21 protein-coding genes are annotated in these 19,302 nt (G+C 48.8%); 9 read left to right on the forward strand and 12 right to left on the reverse strand.

Annotated features, from left to right (window positions below; genetic code table 11):
• Nucleotides 1–268 precede the first annotated feature (268 nt).
• From LC073_RS18745 to LC073_RS18760, 4 genes are read right to left on the reverse strand one after another with little or no spacing between them, the layout of a single operon-like run.
• Nucleotides 269–2,146, reverse strand: coding sequence for a hypothetical protein (locus LC073_RS18745; RefSeq protein ID WP_226648833.1), 1,878 nt, complete (start codon nucleotides 2,144–2,146; stop codon nucleotides 269–271).
• A gap of 58 nt (nucleotides 2,147–2,204) precedes the next feature.
• On the reverse strand, nucleotides 2,205–2,957 hold the full coding sequence (locus LC073_RS18750; protein WP_226648834.1) for an SDR family NAD(P)-dependent oxidoreductase: 753 nt from the start codon (nucleotides 2,955–2,957) through the stop codon (nucleotides 2,205–2,207).
• Entirely contained in the window at nucleotides 2,958–4,259 is a 1,302-nt protein-coding gene (locus LC073_RS18755; RefSeq protein ID WP_226648835.1) for an FAD-binding oxidoreductase, read from the reverse strand.
• The gene (locus tag LC073_RS18760; RefSeq protein ID WP_226648836.1) at nucleotides 4,256–4,669 is read right to left on the reverse strand and encodes a GtrA family protein; all 414 of its coding nucleotides are present in this window, start codon (nucleotides 4,667–4,669) and stop codon (nucleotides 4,256–4,258) included. Before LC073_RS18760 ends, LC073_RS18755 begins: the two co-directional genes overlap by 4 nt.
• Before the next feature lie 27 nt (nucleotides 4,670–4,696).
• On the opposite strand from LC073_RS18760, the gene LC073_RS18765 reads away from it, so the two are divergent.
• The 4 genes from LC073_RS18765 to LC073_RS18780 are packed head-to-tail and all read left to right on the forward strand — an operon-like array spanning nucleotide 4,697 to nucleotide 7,290.
• On the forward strand, nucleotides 4,697–5,581 hold the full coding sequence (locus LC073_RS18765; protein WP_226648837.1) for a decaprenyl-phosphate phosphoribosyltransferase: 885 nt from the start codon (nucleotides 4,697–4,699) through the stop codon (nucleotides 5,579–5,581).
• Nucleotides 5,582–5,583: 2 nt separating this feature from the next.
• Nucleotides 5,584–6,000, forward strand: a complete 417-nt coding sequence (locus LC073_RS18770) for a divergent PAP2 family protein (protein WP_226648838.1) — start codon at nucleotides 5,584–5,586, stop codon at nucleotides 5,998–6,000.
• Nucleotides 6,000–6,977, forward strand: coding sequence for a lysylphosphatidylglycerol synthase transmembrane domain-containing protein (locus LC073_RS18775; protein ID WP_226648839.1), 978 nt, complete (start codon nucleotides 6,000–6,002; stop codon nucleotides 6,975–6,977). The genes LC073_RS18770 and LC073_RS18775 overlap by 1 nt, the downstream gene beginning before the upstream one ends.
• 25 nt (nucleotides 6,978–7,002) lie before the next feature.
• Nucleotides 7,003–7,290 (forward strand): hypothetical protein, encoded by a 288-nt coding sequence (locus LC073_RS18780; protein ID WP_226648840.1) that lies wholly within the window; start codon nucleotides 7,003–7,005, stop codon nucleotides 7,288–7,290.
• 423 nt (nucleotides 7,291–7,713) lie between these two features.
• Here the strand turns inward: LC073_RS18780 and LC073_RS18785 are convergent, their stop codons facing one another.
• Nucleotides 7,714–10,107 (reverse strand): zinc-dependent metalloprotease, encoded by a 2,394-nt coding sequence (locus LC073_RS18785; protein WP_226648842.1) that lies wholly within the window; start codon nucleotides 10,105–10,107, stop codon nucleotides 7,714–7,716.
• Between the two features lie 195 nt (nucleotides 10,108–10,302).
• On the opposite strand from LC073_RS18785, the gene LC073_RS18790 reads away from it, so the two are divergent.
• Nucleotides 10,303–11,073 (forward strand): DUF2884 family protein, encoded by a 771-nt coding sequence (locus tag LC073_RS18790; protein WP_226648843.1) that lies wholly within the window; start codon nucleotides 10,303–10,305, stop codon nucleotides 11,071–11,073.
• A 59-nt stretch (nucleotides 11,074–11,132) separates the two neighbouring features.
• Here the strand turns inward: LC073_RS18790 and LC073_RS18795 are convergent, their stop codons facing one another.
• From LC073_RS18795 to LC073_RS18815, 5 genes are all read right to left on the reverse strand, one after another.
• Nucleotides 11,133–11,987, reverse strand: coding sequence for an alpha/beta fold hydrolase (locus tag LC073_RS18795; RefSeq protein WP_226648845.1), 855 nt, complete (start codon nucleotides 11,985–11,987; stop codon nucleotides 11,133–11,135).
• A 155-nt stretch (nucleotides 11,988–12,142) separates the two neighbouring features.
• Nucleotides 12,143–12,484 (reverse strand): hypothetical protein, encoded by a 342-nt coding sequence (locus LC073_RS18800; protein WP_226648846.1) that lies wholly within the window; start codon nucleotides 12,482–12,484, stop codon nucleotides 12,143–12,145.
• Nucleotides 12,485–12,679: 195 nt separating this feature from the next.
• Nucleotides 12,680–13,942 carry a pyridoxal phosphate-dependent decarboxylase family protein gene (locus LC073_RS18805; RefSeq protein WP_226648848.1) on the reverse strand — a complete coding sequence of 421 codons (1,263 nt, stop codon included), beginning with the start codon at nucleotides 13,940–13,942 and terminating at the stop codon, nucleotides 12,680–12,682.
• A gap of 272 nt (nucleotides 13,943–14,214) precedes the next feature.
• Nucleotides 14,215–14,838: a GDSL-type esterase/lipase family protein gene (locus LC073_RS18810; protein ID WP_226648850.1), complete on the reverse strand. Its 624-nt coding sequence runs from the start codon at nucleotides 14,836–14,838 to the stop codon at nucleotides 14,215–14,217.
• 173 nt (nucleotides 14,839–15,011) lie between these two features.
• On the reverse strand, nucleotides 15,012–15,698 hold the full coding sequence (locus LC073_RS18815) for an ArsR/SmtB family transcription factor (RefSeq protein ID WP_226648852.1): 687 nt from the start codon (nucleotides 15,696–15,698) through the stop codon (nucleotides 15,012–15,014).
• A gap of 86 nt (nucleotides 15,699–15,784) precedes the next feature.
• Between LC073_RS18815 and LC073_RS18820 the strand changes: the two genes are divergently transcribed.
• A complete protein-coding gene (locus LC073_RS18820; RefSeq protein WP_226648854.1) occupies nucleotides 15,785–16,117 on the forward strand; it encodes an NIPSNAP family protein in 333 nt (110 codons plus the stop codon).
• An 11-nt stretch (nucleotides 16,118–16,128) separates the two neighbouring features.
• Nucleotides 16,129–16,446 carry an antibiotic biosynthesis monooxygenase family protein gene (locus LC073_RS18825; RefSeq protein ID WP_226648855.1) on the forward strand — a complete coding sequence of 106 codons (318 nt, stop codon included), beginning with the start codon at nucleotides 16,129–16,131 and terminating at the stop codon, nucleotides 16,444–16,446.
• Nucleotides 16,447–16,657: 211 nt separating this feature from the next.
• Here LC073_RS18825 and LC073_RS18830 read toward each other — a convergent pair whose 3' ends face one another.
• Both LC073_RS18830 and LC073_RS18835 read right to left on the reverse strand, forming a co-directional pair.
• Nucleotides 16,658–17,035, reverse strand: a complete 378-nt coding sequence (locus LC073_RS18830; RefSeq protein ID WP_226648856.1) for a DUF2237 family protein — start codon at nucleotides 17,033–17,035, stop codon at nucleotides 16,658–16,660.
• Between the two features lie 2 nt (nucleotides 17,036–17,037).
• Nucleotides 17,038–17,655, reverse strand: coding sequence for a DUF2939 domain-containing protein (locus LC073_RS18835; protein ID WP_226648857.1), 618 nt, complete (start codon nucleotides 17,653–17,655; stop codon nucleotides 17,038–17,040).
• 169 nt (nucleotides 17,656–17,824) lie between these two features.
• Between LC073_RS18835 and LC073_RS18840 the strand changes: the two genes are divergently transcribed.
• Both LC073_RS18840 and LC073_RS18845 read left to right on the forward strand, forming a co-directional pair.
• The gene (locus LC073_RS18840; protein ID WP_226648858.1) at nucleotides 17,825–18,583 is read left to right on the forward strand and encodes a hypothetical protein; all 759 of its coding nucleotides are present in this window, start codon (nucleotides 17,825–17,827) and stop codon (nucleotides 18,581–18,583) included.
• A 35-nt stretch (nucleotides 18,584–18,618) separates the two neighbouring features.
• Nucleotides 18,619–19,302 carry an RDD family protein gene (locus tag LC073_RS18845; RefSeq protein ID WP_226648860.1) on the forward strand — a complete coding sequence of 228 codons (684 nt, stop codon included), beginning with the start codon at nucleotides 18,619–18,621 and terminating at the stop codon, nucleotides 19,300–19,302.

The following is a 19,302-nucleotide window of genomic DNA, read 5'->3' on the forward strand; positions in this document are numbered from 1 at the left end:
ATCCAGCTTTCCAGGGTCGCTGCATCATGAGCGGTAATTGTGAAAACGTCAGGAGTATCCATGGGGCAAGTATACGCGAACTCAAATTACGTAACCTTATTTTCCGCATGGACCACTAGGGCATCTTTTCTATATTCCTCAGAGTATTGTTTACGAGTGTTTTTGGTTGGTTTACTTGGTCTTGTCATAGGGCACCTCTACTGCATAGTTTATCGCTTAAGAGAGTGCCCGTCGTTGGTGGGTAGATTCAGAACGCGGAGAGGTTCACTTAGCGCACCCACTTAACTCGAATGTAGGTTACTTTTAAGTCTACATTTGGTCGCGCCAATGTTCTTATTTCAACCTTCTCCATATTTTGCCCCGAATCCAACGTAAACTGACCAGTAATCATTCCCCTTCTCCCATCTGTGCCGGCAATTAGCCCATTTTTCAAAACCTTTGCCTCTTTAGGGAGAGCGAGTACTACATCCCAATCCCCTACAGACTCTCCTTCTCTAATGGTGCTAGAATATGCAATTTCGAAGGTGTATTGACCGGTTTGCAATCGCTCATAAGGACCAAATGTCACATAACCCGATTGAGCATTATCCTTCTTTTGCATTTCACATTCGGCTACTGTTTCTCCAATTTTTGTGGGTAGTTCGCATGCTTTCCATGTGTAAGTGTTACCTGGGCTGACAAATTTCCTGACACGCATTTTATCTTTTCCATATATAAAGACTAATTTGCTTCCGCAGGTTTTTACTAATTGAGGAGCGCCATTTAAACGTGTTAACGCCTCAGAAGATATCTTGTATGGAGGACTGGCATCCTCTGAAATAATCGCAAAATCATAGGTTTGCTTGAAGTATTTTCTCGACGTAATCCAGTGCATTTCGCTCAAATTATCGAAGTACTGAGCCACACTTAGATCCAATCTACTGAAAGTTTGGAGATACTTAGCATCCCAGTATTGCGATATTCCGTTATAAAGATCCTCTTTTTCGAGAGCGTTGTCTATGCAGGATATCTCTTCAGGATAGTATTCTCCTTTAAACCCGTTCTGCTTAATGAGCTGGTGTGAAGTCCAAGTCATGTACAATATTGCCAACAAGGAAGTTACAACTGCGATGGATACAAAGTTATCCTGCAAGCGGATTTTTAAGAAAATAAATACAACAATAACTGGCCAGGAAAGCACTGGGATAAAATATCTACTTGTAACCGGGAGGTTGGTAATCAGTAAGACTGCGACGAGCGTTGCACAGAGGGATAGGAAAGAAAATATGGCAAGCCAAGATAGCTTGAAATTTTCTACTTCTCCTCTTATGAGTGTAATGAAGGAATGCAGTACAACACCAATATATAGAAAAAAAATAAAACCATATACTGGATTATCCATTATTGTCGACTGGAATAATTCAAAAATATCTTTTAAATTTGAAGATAGCTTGTCGATCCCTATATTTGTGGGGTAGCGGGTTTGGTTTTCCACCACCCACTTGTAGGATATTGAGCCAAGGAAACTGCAAATTGCTACAAGCATTAGTGGAATTTTATTTTTTAATGAAAAATCTCGCTCCGCTATTGACATTAAAACTTGCGTCGCAATAAGTGGAGCAACGAAATGAACCAGGAGCAGATTATCCGACAGCGCCGTAGCATACGTAATAACCGCTATCAATAAAAAAAATAAAACCTTTTTTCTACTTTTATCCTCATCCGTAAATTTAATCCATAAGGCCGATAGTAATATGACCGAAAGAAAGGCCCCATAATGGTAAGCACTGTGAAGGAGAAGAGCAAAAGGTTCTCCAGCGCTTAATGCTAACCATATTAAAATAACCAGAATAGTTGATACCGTAAGGATTGAATTAACGCCGGCGAATATCCTTACAACAAGCCAAACAGCCAAAAATGTCAAAAATATCTGAAGCAATGCAAATACAATTATTTGGCTATAAGGTGTTGGCCCGACCAAATAAGCGAGCAGAAACATCGGATAATCGGGAAAAAAGTATGGTGCCGGAGTAAGGAACCAATCCTTGGTACTCCCGCCATTCGCAAAAATATCTGAAAATAGCGTGGGGAGATATAGCGCATCTGAATTAAAGAGATAGCCTTGAATATGAGAGCTAGACAAATACTGAAAGATTATATTTGCCATGCTTAGTACCAGTAAAACCAAGGCGAATATATTCTTATTTCTCTGAATGTTAGTCATCTTAAATATTTACTTTGTTGAAAACAATCGCTGGTAGATGCCTAATTATCATCATAATCAGCCACCACTTCCCCGGAGCGTAGATGACCGGCTTGCCCGCTTTCACTCCCTCAAAAACCTGTTTTGCCACGTCTTCAACAGGCGCTAACTTGGCACCCTTGCCTTTCAGGTGAGCGGTCATGGGAGTGTCAGTCGGACCAGGCTTTATCAGTACCACTTTGACTCCGGTGCCCGCAAAGCGGTGCTGTAGGCCTTGGGCATAGCGCGTAACTAGCCCTTTGGCTGCGCCGTAGACATAGTTGGATTTTCGTCCCCTATCGCCTGCCACGGAACCGATTAAAGCGATGGTGCCGTAATTGGCTTTTGCCATCAGCTTGGCAAAAGCCTCGGCATAGATCACCGGCGAAATTCCATTGACATCCAGCGCTTTACGACATGTTTCCAGGTCATCTTGACAATCGGCTTGCTCTGGTAGAAAGCCATGCGCGATCAGCACAACATCCACACGGCCTGACTTAACGATGCTCTCTACCGTGGCATTAATAGCTTGCGGATCCAAAAAAACTGCCTGGACGATCCGGATGTCCGATTCGGAGCTACGTACCTTGAGGTCTGAGGCCACACGTTCGATGCGCTGAGCATCGCGTCCCACCAAAGTCAGATCAATCGGCTGTTTCTCAATCCAGAGTCTGGCGTAGTGCTCTGCGATCGCCGAGGTGGCTCCAACAATGACAATTTTCTTCTTGTTGCTCATTCAACTTCCCATCAAGCGGCGTGAAAGACCAGAGCTGATGCCTGGGTCTCGATATTTCATAAATTCGTTTAGGCGTAGATAGCCAGCTTCGAAGAGATCCCTAGGCATTCGCGCATCTTTAGCTGGATAGAGGCGGCCCTTTGCTTCACGCACAATGGCATCCAGGCGTTCGAATAGCTTGTGCGTGCGCTCCCCGTGATTTGGGAAGTCCAGCGCCAAGGTGACACCAGGCTGGGGAAAGCTCAGCATCCCCACAGGCTGGCGGTTACCAAAGGTTTTCAATACGGCGAGGAAGGAACCGTCGCCAGAGCGGGCTATTTCTTTCAGCATGGCCCGAACCGCATCTTGCCCGACTTCACGCGGCACCACACTCTGGTACTGGAAGAAGCCTTTTGGCCCGTACATCCGGTTCCACTCGAGCAGGTTGTCCAAGGGATAGAAAAACGGTTGGTAATGCATGATAGCCGGCCCTGCCTGCCACCTCTTGAGATGGTAATAGGCCATGTTGAAGGGACGAAGGGAGAGTCTATTGACCAGAGATACCGGTGGTACGACGGGGATTGAGAGCTTACGCCCCTCGGGTTCCGGGCGAAACTCGACATTGGTAGAGTTACCGCGCATAAATATACCACGTCCACCGTCTCCAGTGATGCAATCGATCCAGGACACCGTATGCTCCCAATCAGCCTCGGAATCATCCGCAAGCTCGAAAAACTCGCCCAAATTGGCATAGGGAACGGTCTCGGTGTCCAGCCACGGGCTGGCCACGCGCCGCAACTGGATCTCGGCTTGTGTGATCACCCCGGTTAGCCCCATCCCACCCACTGTAGCGGCGAACAAATCGTTACGCTCATTCAGTCCACAATGGATTAACTCGCCATCAGTACGGATGAGTGTGAGACTTTGGACGTGATCGCCAAAAGACCCAAGCACGTGATGGTTCTTGCCATGAACATCGTTAGCAATGGCCCCTCCAACGGTCACCAATTGGGTACCCGGTGTCACAGGCAAAATCCAACCACGGGGAATGGCCAACCGCTGGATATCCCTCAGCAGCACGCCAGCCTCACACACCAATCGGCCAGTGCTTTCGTCGAAATTAATGAAATGGTCGAGCCCAGTCGTGATCCAGAGTGTGCCTTCCGAGTTAAGGCAGACATCACCGTAACTGCGCCCCATACCATGAGCTACGCCGGGTTGAGGCCCGCGACAAACGAGATTCTCAACTTTAGATGGATCGTTTAGAGGGACGACATAATGCGGATCGGCGCTGAGGCGCCCCCACGAGGAAACTGGTTTCATACAACACCGATGCGGAAAACGTAACGCTTATCAAGCTGATACTTAGTCAGGTAACCGATGGCCAGGCCAATAATGCCGCCGAGGTAACGCATTTCCTTGGTCTCAAAGATGTACTGGAAGCTAATTTCGAAGCCCCAGAACACTACAGTCGTAGCCAAGCCCATGACTGTATAGAGGGCGAAGGTCTGAGTGTTGTGGACAATGCTTTGAGTCTGGTAGCGGAAGATGTAGCGTTTGTCGAGGATGTACTTGGTGACAAGCCCAACCCCAGTACCCACCACAACAGAGGCCAGAATGTCGAAGGCGCCGCTATAAGTACGGATGACAAGATCTTGAGCGCCGATGTTTGCTGCCGTTGCGATTAGTGCGAAAATGGCGTAGTTAATCACCAGCTTAGTTGAGTCAAACATTCAAAGACATCACGAGGTACAAAAAAAATGCATGATACCGTAATGGCCCCCTCGCCTCTAGCGCAACTGCTGGGGTTAATCAAGCTGATGCGGCCAAAGCAATGGGTTAAAAACGGCTTTGTTCTGGCGCCACTTGTTTTTTCTGGAGCATTTCTGGACCCTGATGCCGTCAGCCATTCCCTATTGGCTGCAATGCTGTTCTGTGTCGCTTCCTCAGCGACTTATATTATCAACGACACACACGACATCGAGCGTGATCGTCTCCACCCCAAAAAGTCCAAGACTCGTCCTCTGGCAGCTGGGATTGTCTCGATACCTGCAGCCTTGATTTTGCTCGCCAGTCTCTATGCAGTGCTGGTATGGGGCTGGCTCACTGCTCCAAAAGTGGTGACGGTCATAGTGGTCTATTTGGTGCTGAACTTAGCCTACACTTTCGTACTCAAGCACCAACCCGTTGTCGATATCTTCACAATCGCTATTGGTTTTGTTCTGCGTGTCTATGCAGGTGCAATGGCCCTCAATGTGCCCGTGTCCTCATGGATGTTCATCACGACCCTCTGTCTGGCGCTGTATTTGGCCGCTGTCAAGCGGCGCCAAGAGCTCAATCAAAGTGGTACCGAGGGTCGCAAAGTGCTTGAAAGGTATTCTGTCTCCCTGGTGGATCGCTACGCGGAGATGTCTGCTACAGGAGCACTGCTGTTCTACAGCATGTTCGTGATGTCAGCCAAGCCTGAATTAGCCATTACGGTGCCCTTAGTTTTGTTCGGCCTGTTCCGATATTGGTTCGTGGTGGAAGCCCTTGATGGAGGAGAGTCTCCCACGGATGCACTACTCGCTGACTGGCAACTGTTACTTACCGTGGTCCTGTGGGTAGCTACCTGTAGTTGGGCACTTTGGCCGGTACAGGGGTGACCATGGATTTCTCTTACGCCCTGACCCCTTTTCTGACCTGGCTTGTTGCTGGAATTTCGAAATTCATCATCAATAGTATCAAGGCCAGGCAACTCGCCTTCGGCCTGATCGGCTACGGTGGGCTGCCCAGTAACCACAGCGCCATAGTCAGTAGTATGGCTGCGCTTATCGCCTTTAAAGAGGGCATCGGGCATCCCGCCTTCGGTGTCGCCATCACACTGGCATTTATCGTGATGCTGGATGCCAATAGCCTACGTCGGCAGGTAGGTAAACATGCAGTAGTAATCAACAAATTGGCAAATGGGGCCCCTGACCATCAATCACTTCGCGAACGCATGGGCCACACCCGAGTGGAAATTGCCTCCGGTATCGTCGTAGGTATCGCAGTCGCCTCCGTAGTGAATGTGATTTTGGCTTAATGAATGAATCGAGGTCGGCAGATAATCTGACGGTTAAGCAGACTCCTTTGAGGCGCATTCCCGTTCAGTCAATCTCACTAGCCATTGTAGTAACAGTACTACTGTATGCGGGGATGGTGACCCTAGCGGATTGGGGAGTATTCGGTACTGCGGTATCGACACTCCCCAGTGTGCTTTGGGTGCAAATGGTGGCACTCTCCCTTCTGAGCTATCTGCTCCGGTTTGCACGCTGGCATCACTTTACCCTTGCTCTAGGGCACGAGGTTCCGGTTCTCCGTAATCTCGAAATCTATCTGGCGGCGTTTGCACTTACACTCACACCTGGCAAGGCTGGTGAAGCAATACGATCCGTTTATCTCCGCCCCTATGGTGTCAGCTATTCACACAGCATTGGCGTCTTTATTTCGGAACGGCTTCTAGATTTAGTTGCAGTGGGGGCGCTGGCATCGTTGGCAACTTCGATATTCCCAGAGCAGCAGCCTTGGATGCTCACAGCGATCGCCTTCATAATCATCATCGTTCTTTTATTGCGCTCCCGACTGCTTGCCTTGATTGGAAAACGATTGGCGAAAAGCTCTACCGCTGGTCATGCCACAAAGGTGATCGCAACCATTCATTTTCTGCTATCTGAACGCCGTCTCGCCATGGCCACCCCCTTGAGTTTCATGGCTTGGATGGCACAGGGAGTCTCACTTTATTTGCTTGTTCATACACTGGGCTACGAATTACCGGCCAACACGATTATCGCTATCTATTGCCTGAGTATTCTAGCCGGTGCTGTATCGTTTATCCCTGGCGGGCTAGGAGCAACAGAAGCAGCTATCGTGTTGCTTCTGTCAGCGGCAGGAGTTGGCCAAACAGATGCCATAATGGCATCTCTCATCAGCCGGAGTCTTACCCTGTGGCTCGCGGTAGGTATTGGCAGTGTGTCGATGGCCAAAACTGCTTTTGCTAATCAATCCGCTCGTTCGCCGTAAGGGCTAGAAGAGACCTTATTTGGTAATGAATCGCCCACCCTTGATTTTCCACCTTTTCGACATCAAACCTACACCTATCGCTGCGGGTACGATTTGTGATGGGGAGGAGGGTCGCGGGTATTCTCGCGGAGCATCTTGGGACGCAGCAAAGCAGCCTTCAAGTAAGTATCCGATCCTAGGTGTTGGCTGTAGCGCACAAGCAAATCAATATCAGATTTTAATCAAAAAGGTAACACAGGATTTGAATGTAAAAGACTTATTTATGGCTCTTTGGATGCTTTTCATCTCAAAAACTCATCCAACCCAAGACTAGCCATCGCTCAGAGAAGCGAATGATATTGATACTACTAAGGTCAACAGAACACTAGTCGTTTTAAAAAGTGAAAAGCTCTTACTATCCATCAAGTAAAGACTAGGGAAGTCCAAAAAAAATAAACTTATACTCCTAGAGCACACTTCACACAGCAAAGAAATGACTTTTTTCATAAAGATTTTTAAACTCTGGAATAACCAAGTTGTCTTCACTTATATGTTGGCTTATATGAAATTCCAATTCAATCGCAACTTCTTTTGGGCAAAACGTAGTTCCGCATCTATAAGAAAATATCGTGGTACTCACTGGATAAAAAAATCCCAGTTTATTCGCAGTTGATCCTATCTGGGGATTCACCCGGTAATATTCCCGGGTGAATTAATTAAACCCCTAGCCCAAGATTTATCATTGACTAAGCAAGATTTAAATTGGTGAGCCCGGCGGCATCGCTTTGATATCTTCAGCTTTTACTTCCAGTTCACCGCTCATAAATGACTCTATGCGCTTAGCCTGGAAATAATAATGCGCGCTATATCCCTGTGTATCTTCACCAAATAACTTTTTCTGCCCAAGTGCCACTTGGAATTTGGCCAGCTGCAATTGCGCCTTGGCCCTTACAGATTCTGCAGCGGTGCGATCACTGGCAAGCAGCATCAAGTACTGGATATATACATGATTGGCTCGCTGGTGAATCGCCGCCTGCAAGCCGGAATATTGCGTGGCATCTAGAGCTAGGGCTGTGAGCCGCTCTAATACGCTGTCGAATGCAGGAATTTCACTACTGCGCGCGTTCTGCTGATCCATACGCGCTGCACGCTGCGGGTCCAGTAAAATAGACAGGGTATGACCTGCCGCTGCTTCAGCCAGAGCCACCGCATCAAAGGCAACGCCGGTATTGGAGGGGAAGCTCTCCTCGGTGCGTTCATAGCCATAAGACTTAGGGGGAATCAGCTGTAGTACCTGTTCTGGCAAGGCCAGAAATTCTGGTGAAAAGGTCCCCACTAGCGCATTGATGGCTTGCTGTTGACGCTCGGCCGGCACGAGTGTGTAGCTATTCTGCTCAACATCGTTATATAGGTAATCGTAATCCAGCCCGCCGATCAACTTACCCACAGCTTCCGCCTGGTAGCGATGCCCGTAATAAACTGGTACCAGCGTCTCCTCCAGATCGGAAAGGGGTGCAGATTTAGGATTTGCCGCAGAGGAAAATTTCTCCAGAGCGTGGCGACGCAACTCTATCAGACGGCTGAATTCCTCCAGGGGGTCTCCACCGTTATCCCATAAGTGTGAGGTCGCATGAGCATTGTTGATCGCGCGGGAATCCGGGTCAGAGATAAAACGTAGTTTTTGCTCCCCTGCTTCGGCAATGATCCTATCCAGGTAAGACTGTTCCTCCCCGCCATTTCCGTAACCATAGCGGATTGCCAGCTTATCCCAAGCGCCAATACCAGTGGCATATGCCTTGGAATAATCCAGCTCCGTACCCAATAAAGAAACCAGTGGCGCCGGATAATCCATCACCGAAGCGCGCTCTGCTGCACTCGCGGCAAAATTATGGGCAAGGCCCAGTGTATGGCCCACTTCGTGGGCAGCCAGTTGGCGAATACGTGCCAGTGCCATAGTTTGCAGGGCCGCAGTATCAGCGGATTCGTCAGAATAAGGTTGCAGCAATCCCTGAGCGATCAGAATATCCTGACGTACACGCAGGGAACCTAAGGTCACATTACCTTTGAGAATTTCGCCAGTACGGGGATCAAACACAGAGTAGCCATAGGACCAGCCGCGCGTGGAGCGATGCACCCAATTGATTACGTTGTAGCGCACATCAAGGGGATCCACACCTTCCGGCAGAATTTCCACACGGAAGGCATTCTTATAACCGGCAGCGGTAAAAGCCTGGTTCCACCAGCTGGCCCCCTCTACCAGAGCACTGCGTATCGGTTCTGGCACACCTGAATCCACGTAGTAAACAATTGGCTCAACCACTTCATCACTACCCGGTTTTTTCTCTAGGCGGTGCCGGTAGATAAAACGCTGGTCCAGTGGCTGGTCGATTGCCGTGGCGTAATCGCGGAAAGTGAAAGGAAAATAACCGCTGCGGCTGTGGAACACCCGAGGCTGGTACTCTCGATCGGGAAGTTCGATTAAGGAGATATGCTGGCGCAGGGAAACCAAGGTCGGGGTTGGCACCACTTCGCGCAAATATTTACCGGGCTTGCTGCCAGAAAAGGTCAGCTGAGTCTCAAACTCGCTGTTTCTGGGGAAATTCTTAGTGCGTGGCAAAAAGATCGCAGACTTGGACTTATCCACGGAATAACTGCCCTGTTCCGCCTGCTTCAGGCGATCCCCAATGCCATGCTGATCGCTAAGCAAGAAGGGGGTGAAGTCCACCAATGTAGCACCATCATTCTGTGCTAAAACTTCAAATCCCCAAAGTACTGAAGAGGCAAAAGCCTCTTCTACCGCACGGCGCTCTGCTAGGTTTTCAGACTCAGCACGATAGTAAGCGTTTACCTGGTGCAACAGTACCTTGTTACCCACACGCTGGAACTTCACCAAACGGCTCTCACCCACCTGGTTGCGGTCTAAGCCCACGGGGTTAGATCCCAGCCCCTGAGCCAAGCCGGTGAGAAGCAGCAGCTCACGCTCAAACGCATCGATCTGTAACAGTACTCGACCGCTGTCCTCGTCCCAGTAGAAATTGTGATACCCGCTGTATTTACGCATATCCGCCGTGTACTCGGCGATATTCTCGGCCCGAGCCATTGTGCTTAACAGCACCAGGCACAGAGCCATCAAATGTCTGTTGAATGACATTTGCCGTCCCCCATTTTAATTATTAAAAGCAATACCCTGCGGTGCCCTGACCACATCTGGATTGCTGCAAAGGGTAGCACTTAGAGCAATGCCAATCTGTACAAAAAATAGGCTGAAATTTTTTTCTTATTCACTGCATCCATTTGTACCTTCAGTCTCGTCTGAAAGGAAAAGGCACAAAACAGAGATTCAACTATGTGGAAACCACTGGCGATTTCAGCACTGATTGGTTTGGGTGGGGCAGGCCAGGCAGTGGCACACGAGTCCATTCATATCGATACCGACAACTGTGAGTCAACACTCGACTACACGGTGAAAGTGGGGCCCGACTTCTTCGAGGTGCACGAGGATGGGGATAAGCAACAATTGGTGTACTTCCACTCACCGGCACAGCTGCTGGTAAATGAAAGCCCCGTAACTCTGGATGCCCAACAACAACAACTGTTACAGGAATATCGCCAAAAACTGCACACCGCCGGGCGAGACACCCTTTTGGTTACACTGGAAGCCGTAGATATCGCTATGGACGGATTGTCTATCGCTATTAGCGCCCTCGCGGGCCCAGATCACCCGGAGAACCAGGAGCTCAAGCAGTTCTCTGCAGATTTAATTCGGCGTACCGAGGATCGTCTCAATCGCGAGGGGGAAATCTACTATCTCGGCGATACTGAGATTGGCAATTTTATTGACGAGACAATCTCCAAAGAATTTGAGCCTCGTATCGAACGCCTGGCCAAGAATGCCGCGGGTACTATTGCCTGGCACGCTCTCAAGGCCGCGTTCACTGGAGGCCAAAGTATTGAGGAGCGCGCTACCGAACAAGCGGAACAGTTACTGGAGCAGCGCTCAGAGCAGATTGAACAAACCGCCGAGCAACTTTGTGCCTCTCTGCATTCCATCGACCAACTGGAAACCCAAGTCCACCAAGCCGTGCCCGAACTGGGTGACTACGACCTGGTTAAATAATATTAGTGTCAACCAGACCTAACTTAATCCCCCCAAACCTGGCCGCTTTGCGGCCTTTTTTACTGCAGTTGCAGATTTTTAAGGAATTTCTTTGCATCGCGAACACTACCCTTCGCATGCTCCACATGGGTCATATGTCCGATTTTTTCGTAGGCAATCAATTTACTATTCGGTATTTGATGACAAAAATATTCGCCTACCTCTAGGGGAATGATTTGATCCTCTGCTCCCCAGAGAAATAAAATAGGAGTTTGGATATTTTCAAGCCCTAAAAGCGGCTGGAAATTAACTGTGGCATTAGCGACAAGATTAATAGCCGTGCCACGATTTTTCTTATAGCGCGAGAGTAAGTAAATACGCTCCACCATTTTTTCCGGCAGTGCATTTGGATTGTAGAAAAAACGGGCCCTTAACATTTTTCTCAGCAGCCCACGGCTACCCAGGTGAGAAACAAAGCGTCGTCCCCAGTAACTGACTACGAAACGCGCCATTACGGGAGGCATTTTCAACCCCTTGTCACATTGATAACCGCCCGGTGCAATCAGGATTGCGGCCTCAGCAGCATCCGGATGTTCAATCAAGTAGCGCAGTACCGCATTGCCACCAAAAGAGTGGCCTACAAGAACAAACTTCTGCAACTCCATTGTCTCAATAAACCGCGCGATGAAATCTGCCAGATGTTTTGGAGTATAGGTTCCCCCCGGCAAGGGATCTGTCAGTCCGTGGCCAGGGAGATCCACCAATATTAAGTGGTAATCCCTAGCCAAAACTTTTGCCCACTCCCCCCAGCCCCCCAAGGAGTCACCACCACCGTGAAAACACAAAAGTAGTGGACGCCCCTCTCTGCCTACTTCCCGGTAGTTCACCGAGAAACCATCGGCAAAAGCCAGTTGGTTATAAGAAAAACGGGACAATTCATTACGGTTCAGATTTGGGCTAAAAAAAGCAATCCCAGAAAGCCAGATAAAAAGCAGAAGAAGTATGAAAACAAGACAGGATGCCATAATCACAGCAGGGACTCCCTGGCCCATGCTGGTTGCTTGGGCTGACAGTGTGGTCTAACAAACCGCTAACTTCCCGGGGTAAAAGCCAAGCCCTTAAGACTGGTCGAGGCGACAGCAACATAAAAGTGCATCAGCAAAATGATAAAAAGACCACCGACCAGGCTAAGCCAAATCCAGCTGTACCCCAGGCGTCGCATGGACAGAAACCAGGCTCCCATGTTGAATACCTGCAATACCACAGATAAACCCGCCAACAATGCCGCTTCGATGTAAGCCAACCAGGTAAGATTAAACGCAAGAGAGGGAGCTTGAATAATGACAGCTGCCGCCCCCAATAAGGCTGCAGCCAGACCGACATTGCGCACTGAATCAAACGTGATTTCCAGGGCCCGTGGATAATCGCTCATTTGCTCCCTGCGTCCATTTACCCGAATCTGCCCAATATAAAATCCATGAGCCAACCAGAAGAATAGACCGCATTCGGTGATGGAGTTCTTAATCCACTAGATGATAGCCATCATCGAGGAATAGTGAGTCTTGTCACCCCGCAATGTGACAGTGTCAGGGCTTGTTCGCACGAACTATCAGGCTATAGGCCAAATTTATTCCCTGGCTTCAAGCACCTGTTCCATTGCCCTACGGATAGAATCTAGTGACAAAGTAATATCCTCCGCCGTAGTCGCCCAAGATGAGACACTGAGACGTAACGCCACTCTCCCCTGCCACACAGTGGTACCGAACCAGCACACGCCCTCCTCCTGTACAATACGTACAATCTGCTGCAAAGCGGATTCGTCTTCAATGCTGGCTACCACTTGATTCAGCACCACTTCATTGAGGATCTCAAAGCCTAAATTGGCTAACCCCTCGGCAAACTGACCGGCAAAATCGCAGCAGCGCTCCACCAGATTAGCCACGCCTTCACTGCCCATTTCCTGAATCGCCGCCCAAACCTCAACGCCCCGGGCGCGGCGGGAAAATTCAGGAACCATATCCTTCGGTGGCACCTGGACTCCATCCTGTAGATATGGCGCCTGTGTTGTCATAACACAGTGTACTGCCTGGGCCTCGCGACAGATAGCAACACCACAGTCGTAGGGTGTATTCAACCATTTATGCCCATCCACCGCCCAGGAATCTGCCAGCGCCACTCCCTTTGTCAGGTATCGCAGCCTAGGTGAAGCCGCCGCCCACAAGCCAAAAGCGCCATCCACATGTACCCAGGCTCCAGCCGCCTTCGCCCTTGGAATGATTTCTTCAAAAGGGTCAAAATGACCGGAATTCACATTGCCTGCCTGCAAACACACGATGGTGGTTTCATCCAATTCGGGGAAAGAATCCACAAGCACTCGGCCCTGATTGTCGCAGGGAGCTTTCACCAATTGGTCTGTACCAATTCCGAGAATCGACAAGGCTTTATGCACTGTGACATGGGATTCTTCAGATACCACAATTCTCAGTGGCGGCGCACCGGCGAGGCCCTTTTTCGCCAGATCAATATCCAGTTTCTCATATTGACGATTGCGCGCTGCAGCCAAACAAACCATGTTCGCCATAGAGGAACCTGTAGTAAATCCAACACTACTTTTTTCCGGCAATTCCAGCAATTCAAGTAACCACTGAGCGGCAATGCGCTCCAGGTAAATGGCCGAAGGTGCCGATGATTCGAGTACTGCCACCTGGTCCCAGGCCGCATTTAAAATAGAGGCCCCCATTGCCGCCGGAGTAGAACCTCCGACCACCAAACCGAAAAAGCGACCACCGGTACTCGCCACAGTGGCGGGAGATGCGTAATGATGGAGGTCTGCAATCACCTGTTGCGCATCCTGCCCTTTGTGGGGCAAGGAAGAGTTTATTCTTGCCAACTCAGCCAACTCCAAGGATGATGGACTGATTCTTCGTTCGCGTATTTTGGATATATACTCCTCAGCACATCGACTTGCCTCAGATAGAGCCTTCAAAGATTCCAAATTACTGGTGCTATTATTGTTTCCCATCTTTCCGCCTCACACTTCCCTTTATCAAAATTCCTCAACATTCTTAGGCGGTAGTGAAAATTTCGCAACAAAAACTAAAATACCGATCAAATATGAACGATTAATAAGGTCATAAATTATATCCATTCAAAGCAGATAGCCTAAAAATAATTTTCCGAAATATAATCCCAGGTCTGCTCACAAAGTAATTGATGCCCAACAGGGTTTGCATGGAGCCCATCTTCAGAAAGCAGTGGAATAATCTCCAGTGGGCCCCATAAACTTTCAAAATCCAGAACGGGGGTACCCTCACTCAAGGCGACCTCTCTCACCACTTGGCTATAAAGCTGTGCATCTTTTTGAAAAAAATAGCTATCACTATCACGATAGGGCGTTGTTCGCCGCTCATCAAAGGGGATACCCGTCATTACAAAGCTGGGGGCAATCTTACGGGATGCTTGCAGTAGCTCTAATATCGATTGGCGAAAAAAATCCAAAGCTACCGTATTCTCTGACTCTTCCCCACCAATGCGACAAATATCATTAAAACCAGGGTAGAGTCCTATTAAATGCGGCCTTCTCACAGAGAGTTCAGATGATACCCGCTGAGTAAGCGATACAACATTTTCACCAAATATGCCCAGTGCGTAGACAAGATTTTTAGGATTCAGAGGCTCGAAGCGGAAGCGAAATCTTTGAACAAAGCCACCCAACTCTGTATCACCTCGGCCATAGATGGAGCTGGAACCTATAAAGGCTATCTTCTTGGGAGTTCTTCTAGTCATAGGAATAACCTACACGTCAATTTGCATTACCTATTCGCTACAAGTCACCATCAACAAAAAATAAATTTTCAAAAAAATATGAAATACAAACTAAAAGAGCAATTGTTCAAACAGTATAAAATTCTTATTTGAATAGGCGGGCAATATACCCATTCACCATCCGCCAGAAAATTTTAAATTTTAAATGATACCCGATAGGTATGCAGGAATTTCTTAAGCCCAGAGTTTGAGAAGTCGATCACGCGAGAATCCAATCTTTTCCGCGCCCATTTTTTTCTAAACGCATCCTCTAATATCCATTGACCAAGAATGCCAGCAAGATGATTGCGTCTCTCACTCCAGTCTAGACAAGACTTGCACAATGGACGCCGACTATTTCTCAATCCCTCAATATCAACACCTAGATTAGAGAAAAATTCCTTCCCTTTATCGGTCAATTCCGCACTCTGAAACTCTTCGATGATGGCACCTTCTGCCATTAGAGAATCATATAGAGCAACTCCGAGACTCCCAGCCAGATGATCGTAACAAATTCGAGCTTTTCTCAGATCAGGATTTGAAGGGCCAGTATCAATACTTCTTTGTGTCTGCGCACTGCCAATATTGAGCAGTTTCTCCAGTATTTCCGCCACTTCATGATCGCGCAACTGAAAATACTTATGGCGCCCCTGTTTGCGCACCACCAGTAAACCGCCCTCGGTGAGTTTGGATAAATGCGTGCTCGCTGTCTGAGCACTGATATCAGACTCACAGGCCAACTCGGTTGCCGTCAGGGCTTTGCCACCCATCAGTGCCATGAGCATTTTCGAGCGAGTCTTATCACCAATCAGGCCCGCCACCAGGGAGATATCAGGGTCCATAAACACACCAGATAGTTCGTTGTAGATCGAAGCATAAAAACCGTCGAGCCATAGAATGCAACTTATTCCAAACAGAGGCAAAACCTATGACGATCACCTGCTTTATCGAGTATCGTATAAACCCCCATCAATTGGATGAATTCAGAGAGTATGCGGAGAATTGGGGGAAAATTATCCCTGAATGCGGAGGTGAACTCTTAGGCTATTTTCTACCCCATGAAGGCACGAATAACCGTGCCTTTGGCCTGATCAGTTTCGAAAGCCTGGCCAGTTACGAGCAATATAGAACTCATCTTAAAGCCTCCGAACTGGGGGCAGCTAATTTCCGCTTTGCCTTGGCCAAGAAATTTATCAACGAGGAGAAACGTTCATTCCTTCAGCCTGTGCCATGCACTTATCTAGCTGTAAACAAAGAATAAGGAATCTATCGATGATTGCCGTTATTTTTGAAGTAACACCTAGAGAGACAGGCAGAGAATCCTATTTCTCCAGGGCGCAGGAGCTAAAGCGCTGGCTTCAGCAAATTGATGGATTTATTTCCGTGGAAAGATTTCAAAGTCTATCCAGACCCAACACGTTTCTCTCTCTGTCGTTCTGGAGAGATGAGCAAGCAGTGCAGACCTGGAAAAATCAGGTACAACATCGAGAGGCTCAACAGTTGGGCAGAGACAGCTTATTTGAGTATTACCGCATTCGCGTGGCTCAAGTAGTGCGTGATTACAATATCCACCGCGAGAAGAATACTTGATGGGCTAATAACGATGAGACATTTGATCCCTAGAAGCCAAGTAGATTCTTTAATCTCTACTGGTGAAGAGGTAATTTCAATCAACTATTTTGTATTTGCCATAGCGACCAAATAATAGCTTTATTATTCAGGAAAAACCGGTAGCAGAAACTAGCGCCTAAAAATCCACAAAGAGCGCAGTAGCTGAAACCGGTTTTTCTTGCTAGTAAGACTAGTTGAGATCGGTAGCGTATTGACGTAAGAGTTGTAAAGGTACGATTTCCAATGCTTTCACGTGGGTACGCTGTAAAAAAACTCGCGGAGCCCTATCCTGCTGCTGGGCCTCCAACCAGCGAGCGGCGCAAAGACACCAGCGGTCTCCCGGAGCCAGCCCCGGAAAACCGTACTCCTCAATCGGCGTACTCAAGTCGTTACCACGGTTGCGGGAAAAAATTAGAAACTCTTCAGTCACCTCCACACAAACTGTGTGTGAGCCCTGATCCTCCTTGCAGGTATTACAACAGCCATCGCGGAAAAAACCAGTCATTGGCTCCAGGCTGCAGGGAATAAGAGGATCACCAAATACATTTACTGAGTTATCCATTTCCATGTTCAGCCCTCTGCCTCGGTGCCATTGAGCAACTCGATATCCACCAACTGCCAGTGCAAGCCGTTGCGCTGCATAATCAGTCGCAGCTCCGCTCGGTCAGCCTCACCATAGTCCGCGCTCAGATGGTTAATATCGGTAAAGCGCCACTTGAGACGTCTCCAACTGCTCTCAGGCTTTTTTTCAGATTCCTGCTGGGCTTGTGGATAGGGATCTGCATTAGGGGCGGTATACTGACCAAACAGTCTTCGCTCCATCCCCTGCAGATCCTCGCCACCCCGCAGCAAGGCTGCTATCCCTTCCGGGGTGACAAATTGTTGCATCAACGGCCCCATAACAAAATTCGCACCAGCGGTCAGCAGTTCATCGAATTCCTGAGGGATCGAATTACCAATTGAGGAGCGCAGCTCTTCCTGTAGTCGCACTCTTAAATTGTCACGTAATACCGGAAAATCCACATAGCGTTCCAGAGTATCGATACTTTCACGCCTTTGTTCTGGCTCCTGGGCACCCGCCATTTGTGCGGCCCGCTGCAACTGCTCCATCGCATAAAAAGGCAAAGCCACATATCCAGCAACGATTAACGCCAGTACCACAATCCCCGCCCAAAGGGTTTTCTTCATTATTACCTCTCCTTATTACGTCTAGAGGGAATTTTATGCTGAGAAAGATCCATCACCTAATTTGACCCTGTACTGGCGTGGCATTGTTCCTAAATCGTGCCTGTGAGATATTCGCCCTCAAGACTCTGCACATCCAACCAGTTAACTTTTAATAAGGACATCAGACAGGATGAGTGATATTTATCAGGCTCCCCAGGCACAGCTCGCCAAAGGAGAAGAGGGTAGTGACTTTGGCTCCATAGAAAAAGGCATTGCCGGGGATTATTCCTTTGCGATCGGGGATATCATCAGTGAGGCCTGGAAACGCACCAGTGGAAACAAAGGCACTGTGTTGGTCGGTGCATTGCTTTATATGGTGGGTTCAATCGGCATTAGTATTGTGGCAGCCCTCCTTACAGGTGCCGGCGGTCTTGCATCATTTGGGACAGGCAGTGCAGACCAGGCATCTCATTCCATTTTTGCCACGCTGATTTACCAATTGATTACCATTATCGCCGCAGCTCCTTTGGCAGCCGGTATGACAATGATTGGAATCAAAATAGCTCGTGGAGAACAAACTTCTGGCACCGAGGTATTTTCCTACTTCGACAAAATCGTGCCATTAGCCGTTGCTACGATTTTGATGTACCTGCTGGTATTCCTCGGTTCACTACTCTTGGTCATTCCCGGTATTTACCTCTTAATCGCTTACTTGTTGGCAATGCCCCTGATCGCTGACCGTAATCTAGGCCCATGGCAGGCGCTGGAAACATCGCGCAAGGCAATCTCCAAAAACTGGTTCTCTTTCTTTGGGCTGATGATTGTGCTGCTGCTGATCTATATGGCCGGAGGTTTGGCATTACTGATTGGTTTGATTTGGGCGCTACCTCTGTGCAGCATTGCTTACGGAGTTGCCTATCGCAAAATCTTCGGCAGCCCTAATCAATAAGGCTTGTTTTTTATCAATCCAACAGGAGCGGTGGCTTGCTGGATACCACCTATAACGTCGAAACCCCCGAGGGTATCGATCTGCGTGCACGGGTTGCTGGGCCTGTGCCGCGCATCCTCGCCTTTGCCGTGGATGTGTTTTATCGCACACTGATACTGGCCGCTCTCGGTATAGGCTTGGCCTTCGCCAAAACTGCCGGTATGGGGATCTGGCTAGTCTGCTCCTTCCTGCTCGAGTGGTTTTACCCGGTGTTTTTTGAGGTGCTGCGCGGCGGCCAGACACCGGGTAAAAAAGCTTTTGGCCTGATGGTGGTGAACGATAACCTCACCCCCATCTCCTGGGGCGCCTCTATCGTGCGCAACCTTTTGCGCTTCGCCGATTTCCTACCTTTCGCTTACGCCACCGGCATAATTGCCATGACACTGGGGCGCAACTTCCAGCGCTTGGGCGACTTGGCCGCGGGCACTCTTGTAGTCTATCGCGATACGGAAAAGGTGCCCATGGCTCTGCCGGATGCAGCACCGCTTCCACCGCCGCGCGACTTCAAACAGCAAGACCAGCTTGCGCTGATCAGCCTGCTGGAACGCCACGAGGATTTGAGCGAGGCGCGCCAACAGGAGCTCGCCAACTTGCTCGAACCTATCACCGCCAAGAGAGACAGTGCCGCGCTGGAGTACCTGCGCTCAGTGGGCAGTTGGTTGCTGGGTGGCAGGGGCTAG

The sequence above is a fragment of the Microbulbifer variabilis genome (genome assembly GCF_020524905.1).
GTDB lineage: Bacteria > Pseudomonadota > Gammaproteobacteria > Pseudomonadales > Cellvibrionaceae > Microbulbifer > Microbulbifer variabilis_A.

What these genes read in the sequence shown, in the direction of transcription:
- LC073_RS18780 (WP_226648840.1), top strand. Translation starts at nt 7,003, where the DNA reads ATGAATCGCCCACCCTTGATTTTCCACCTTTTCGACATCAAACCTACA.
- LC073_RS18825 (WP_226648855.1), top strand. Translation starts at nt 16,129, where the DNA reads ATGATTGCCGTTATTTTTGAAGTAACACCTAGAGAGACAGGCAGAGAA.
- LC073_RS18785 (WP_226648842.1), bottom strand. Translation starts at nt 10,107, where the DNA reads ATGTCATTCAACAGACATTTGATGGCTCTGTGCCTGGTGCTGTTAAGC.
- LC073_RS18810 (WP_226648850.1), bottom strand. Translation starts at nt 14,838, where the DNA reads ATGACTAGAAGAACTCCCAAGAAGATAGCCTTTATAGGTTCCAGCTCC.
- LC073_RS18770 (WP_226648838.1), top strand. Translation starts at nt 5,584, where the DNA reads ATGGATTTCTCTTACGCCCTGACCCCTTTTCTGACCTGGCTTGTTGCT.
- LC073_RS18745 (WP_226648833.1), bottom strand. Translation starts at nt 2,146, where the DNA reads ATGGCAAATATAATCTTTCAGTATTTGTCTAGCTCTCATATTCAAGGC.
- LC073_RS18765 (WP_226648837.1), top strand. Translation starts at nt 4,697, where the DNA reads ATGCATGATACCGTAATGGCCCCCTCGCCTCTAGCGCAACTGCTGGGG.
- LC073_RS18790 (WP_226648843.1), top strand. Translation starts at nt 10,303, where the DNA reads ATGTGGAAACCACTGGCGATTTCAGCACTGATTGGTTTGGGTGGGGCA.
- LC073_RS18755 (WP_226648835.1), bottom strand. Translation starts at nt 4,259, where the DNA reads ATGAAACCAGTTTCCTCGTGGGGGCGCCTCAGCGCCGATCCGCATTAT.
- LC073_RS18775 (WP_226648839.1), top strand. Translation starts at nt 6,000, where the DNA reads ATGAATGAATCGAGGTCGGCAGATAATCTGACGGTTAAGCAGACTCCT.
- LC073_RS18800 (WP_226648846.1), bottom strand. Translation starts at nt 12,484, where the DNA reads ATGAGCGATTATCCACGGGCCCTGGAAATCACGTTTGATTCAGTGCGC.
- LC073_RS18750 (WP_226648834.1), bottom strand. Translation starts at nt 2,957, where the DNA reads ATGAGCAACAAGAAGAAAATTGTCATTGTTGGAGCCACCTCGGCGATC.
- LC073_RS18840 (WP_226648858.1), top strand. Translation starts at nt 17,825, where the DNA reads ATGAGTGATATTTATCAGGCTCCCCAGGCACAGCTCGCCAAAGGAGAA.
- LC073_RS18835 (WP_226648857.1), bottom strand. Translation starts at nt 17,655, where the DNA reads ATGAAGAAAACCCTTTGGGCGGGGATTGTGGTACTGGCGTTAATCGTT.
- LC073_RS18760 (WP_226648836.1), bottom strand. Translation starts at nt 4,669, where the DNA reads ATGTTTGACTCAACTAAGCTGGTGATTAACTACGCCATTTTCGCACTA.
- LC073_RS18815 (WP_226648852.1), bottom strand. Translation starts at nt 15,698, where the DNA reads ATGGACCCTGATATCTCCCTGGTGGCGGGCCTGATTGGTGATAAGACT.
- LC073_RS18820 (WP_226648854.1), top strand. Translation starts at nt 15,785, where the DNA reads ATGACGATCACCTGCTTTATCGAGTATCGTATAAACCCCCATCAATTG.
- LC073_RS18830 (WP_226648856.1), bottom strand. Translation starts at nt 17,035, where the DNA reads ATGGAAATGGATAACTCAGTAAATGTATTTGGTGATCCTCTTATTCCC.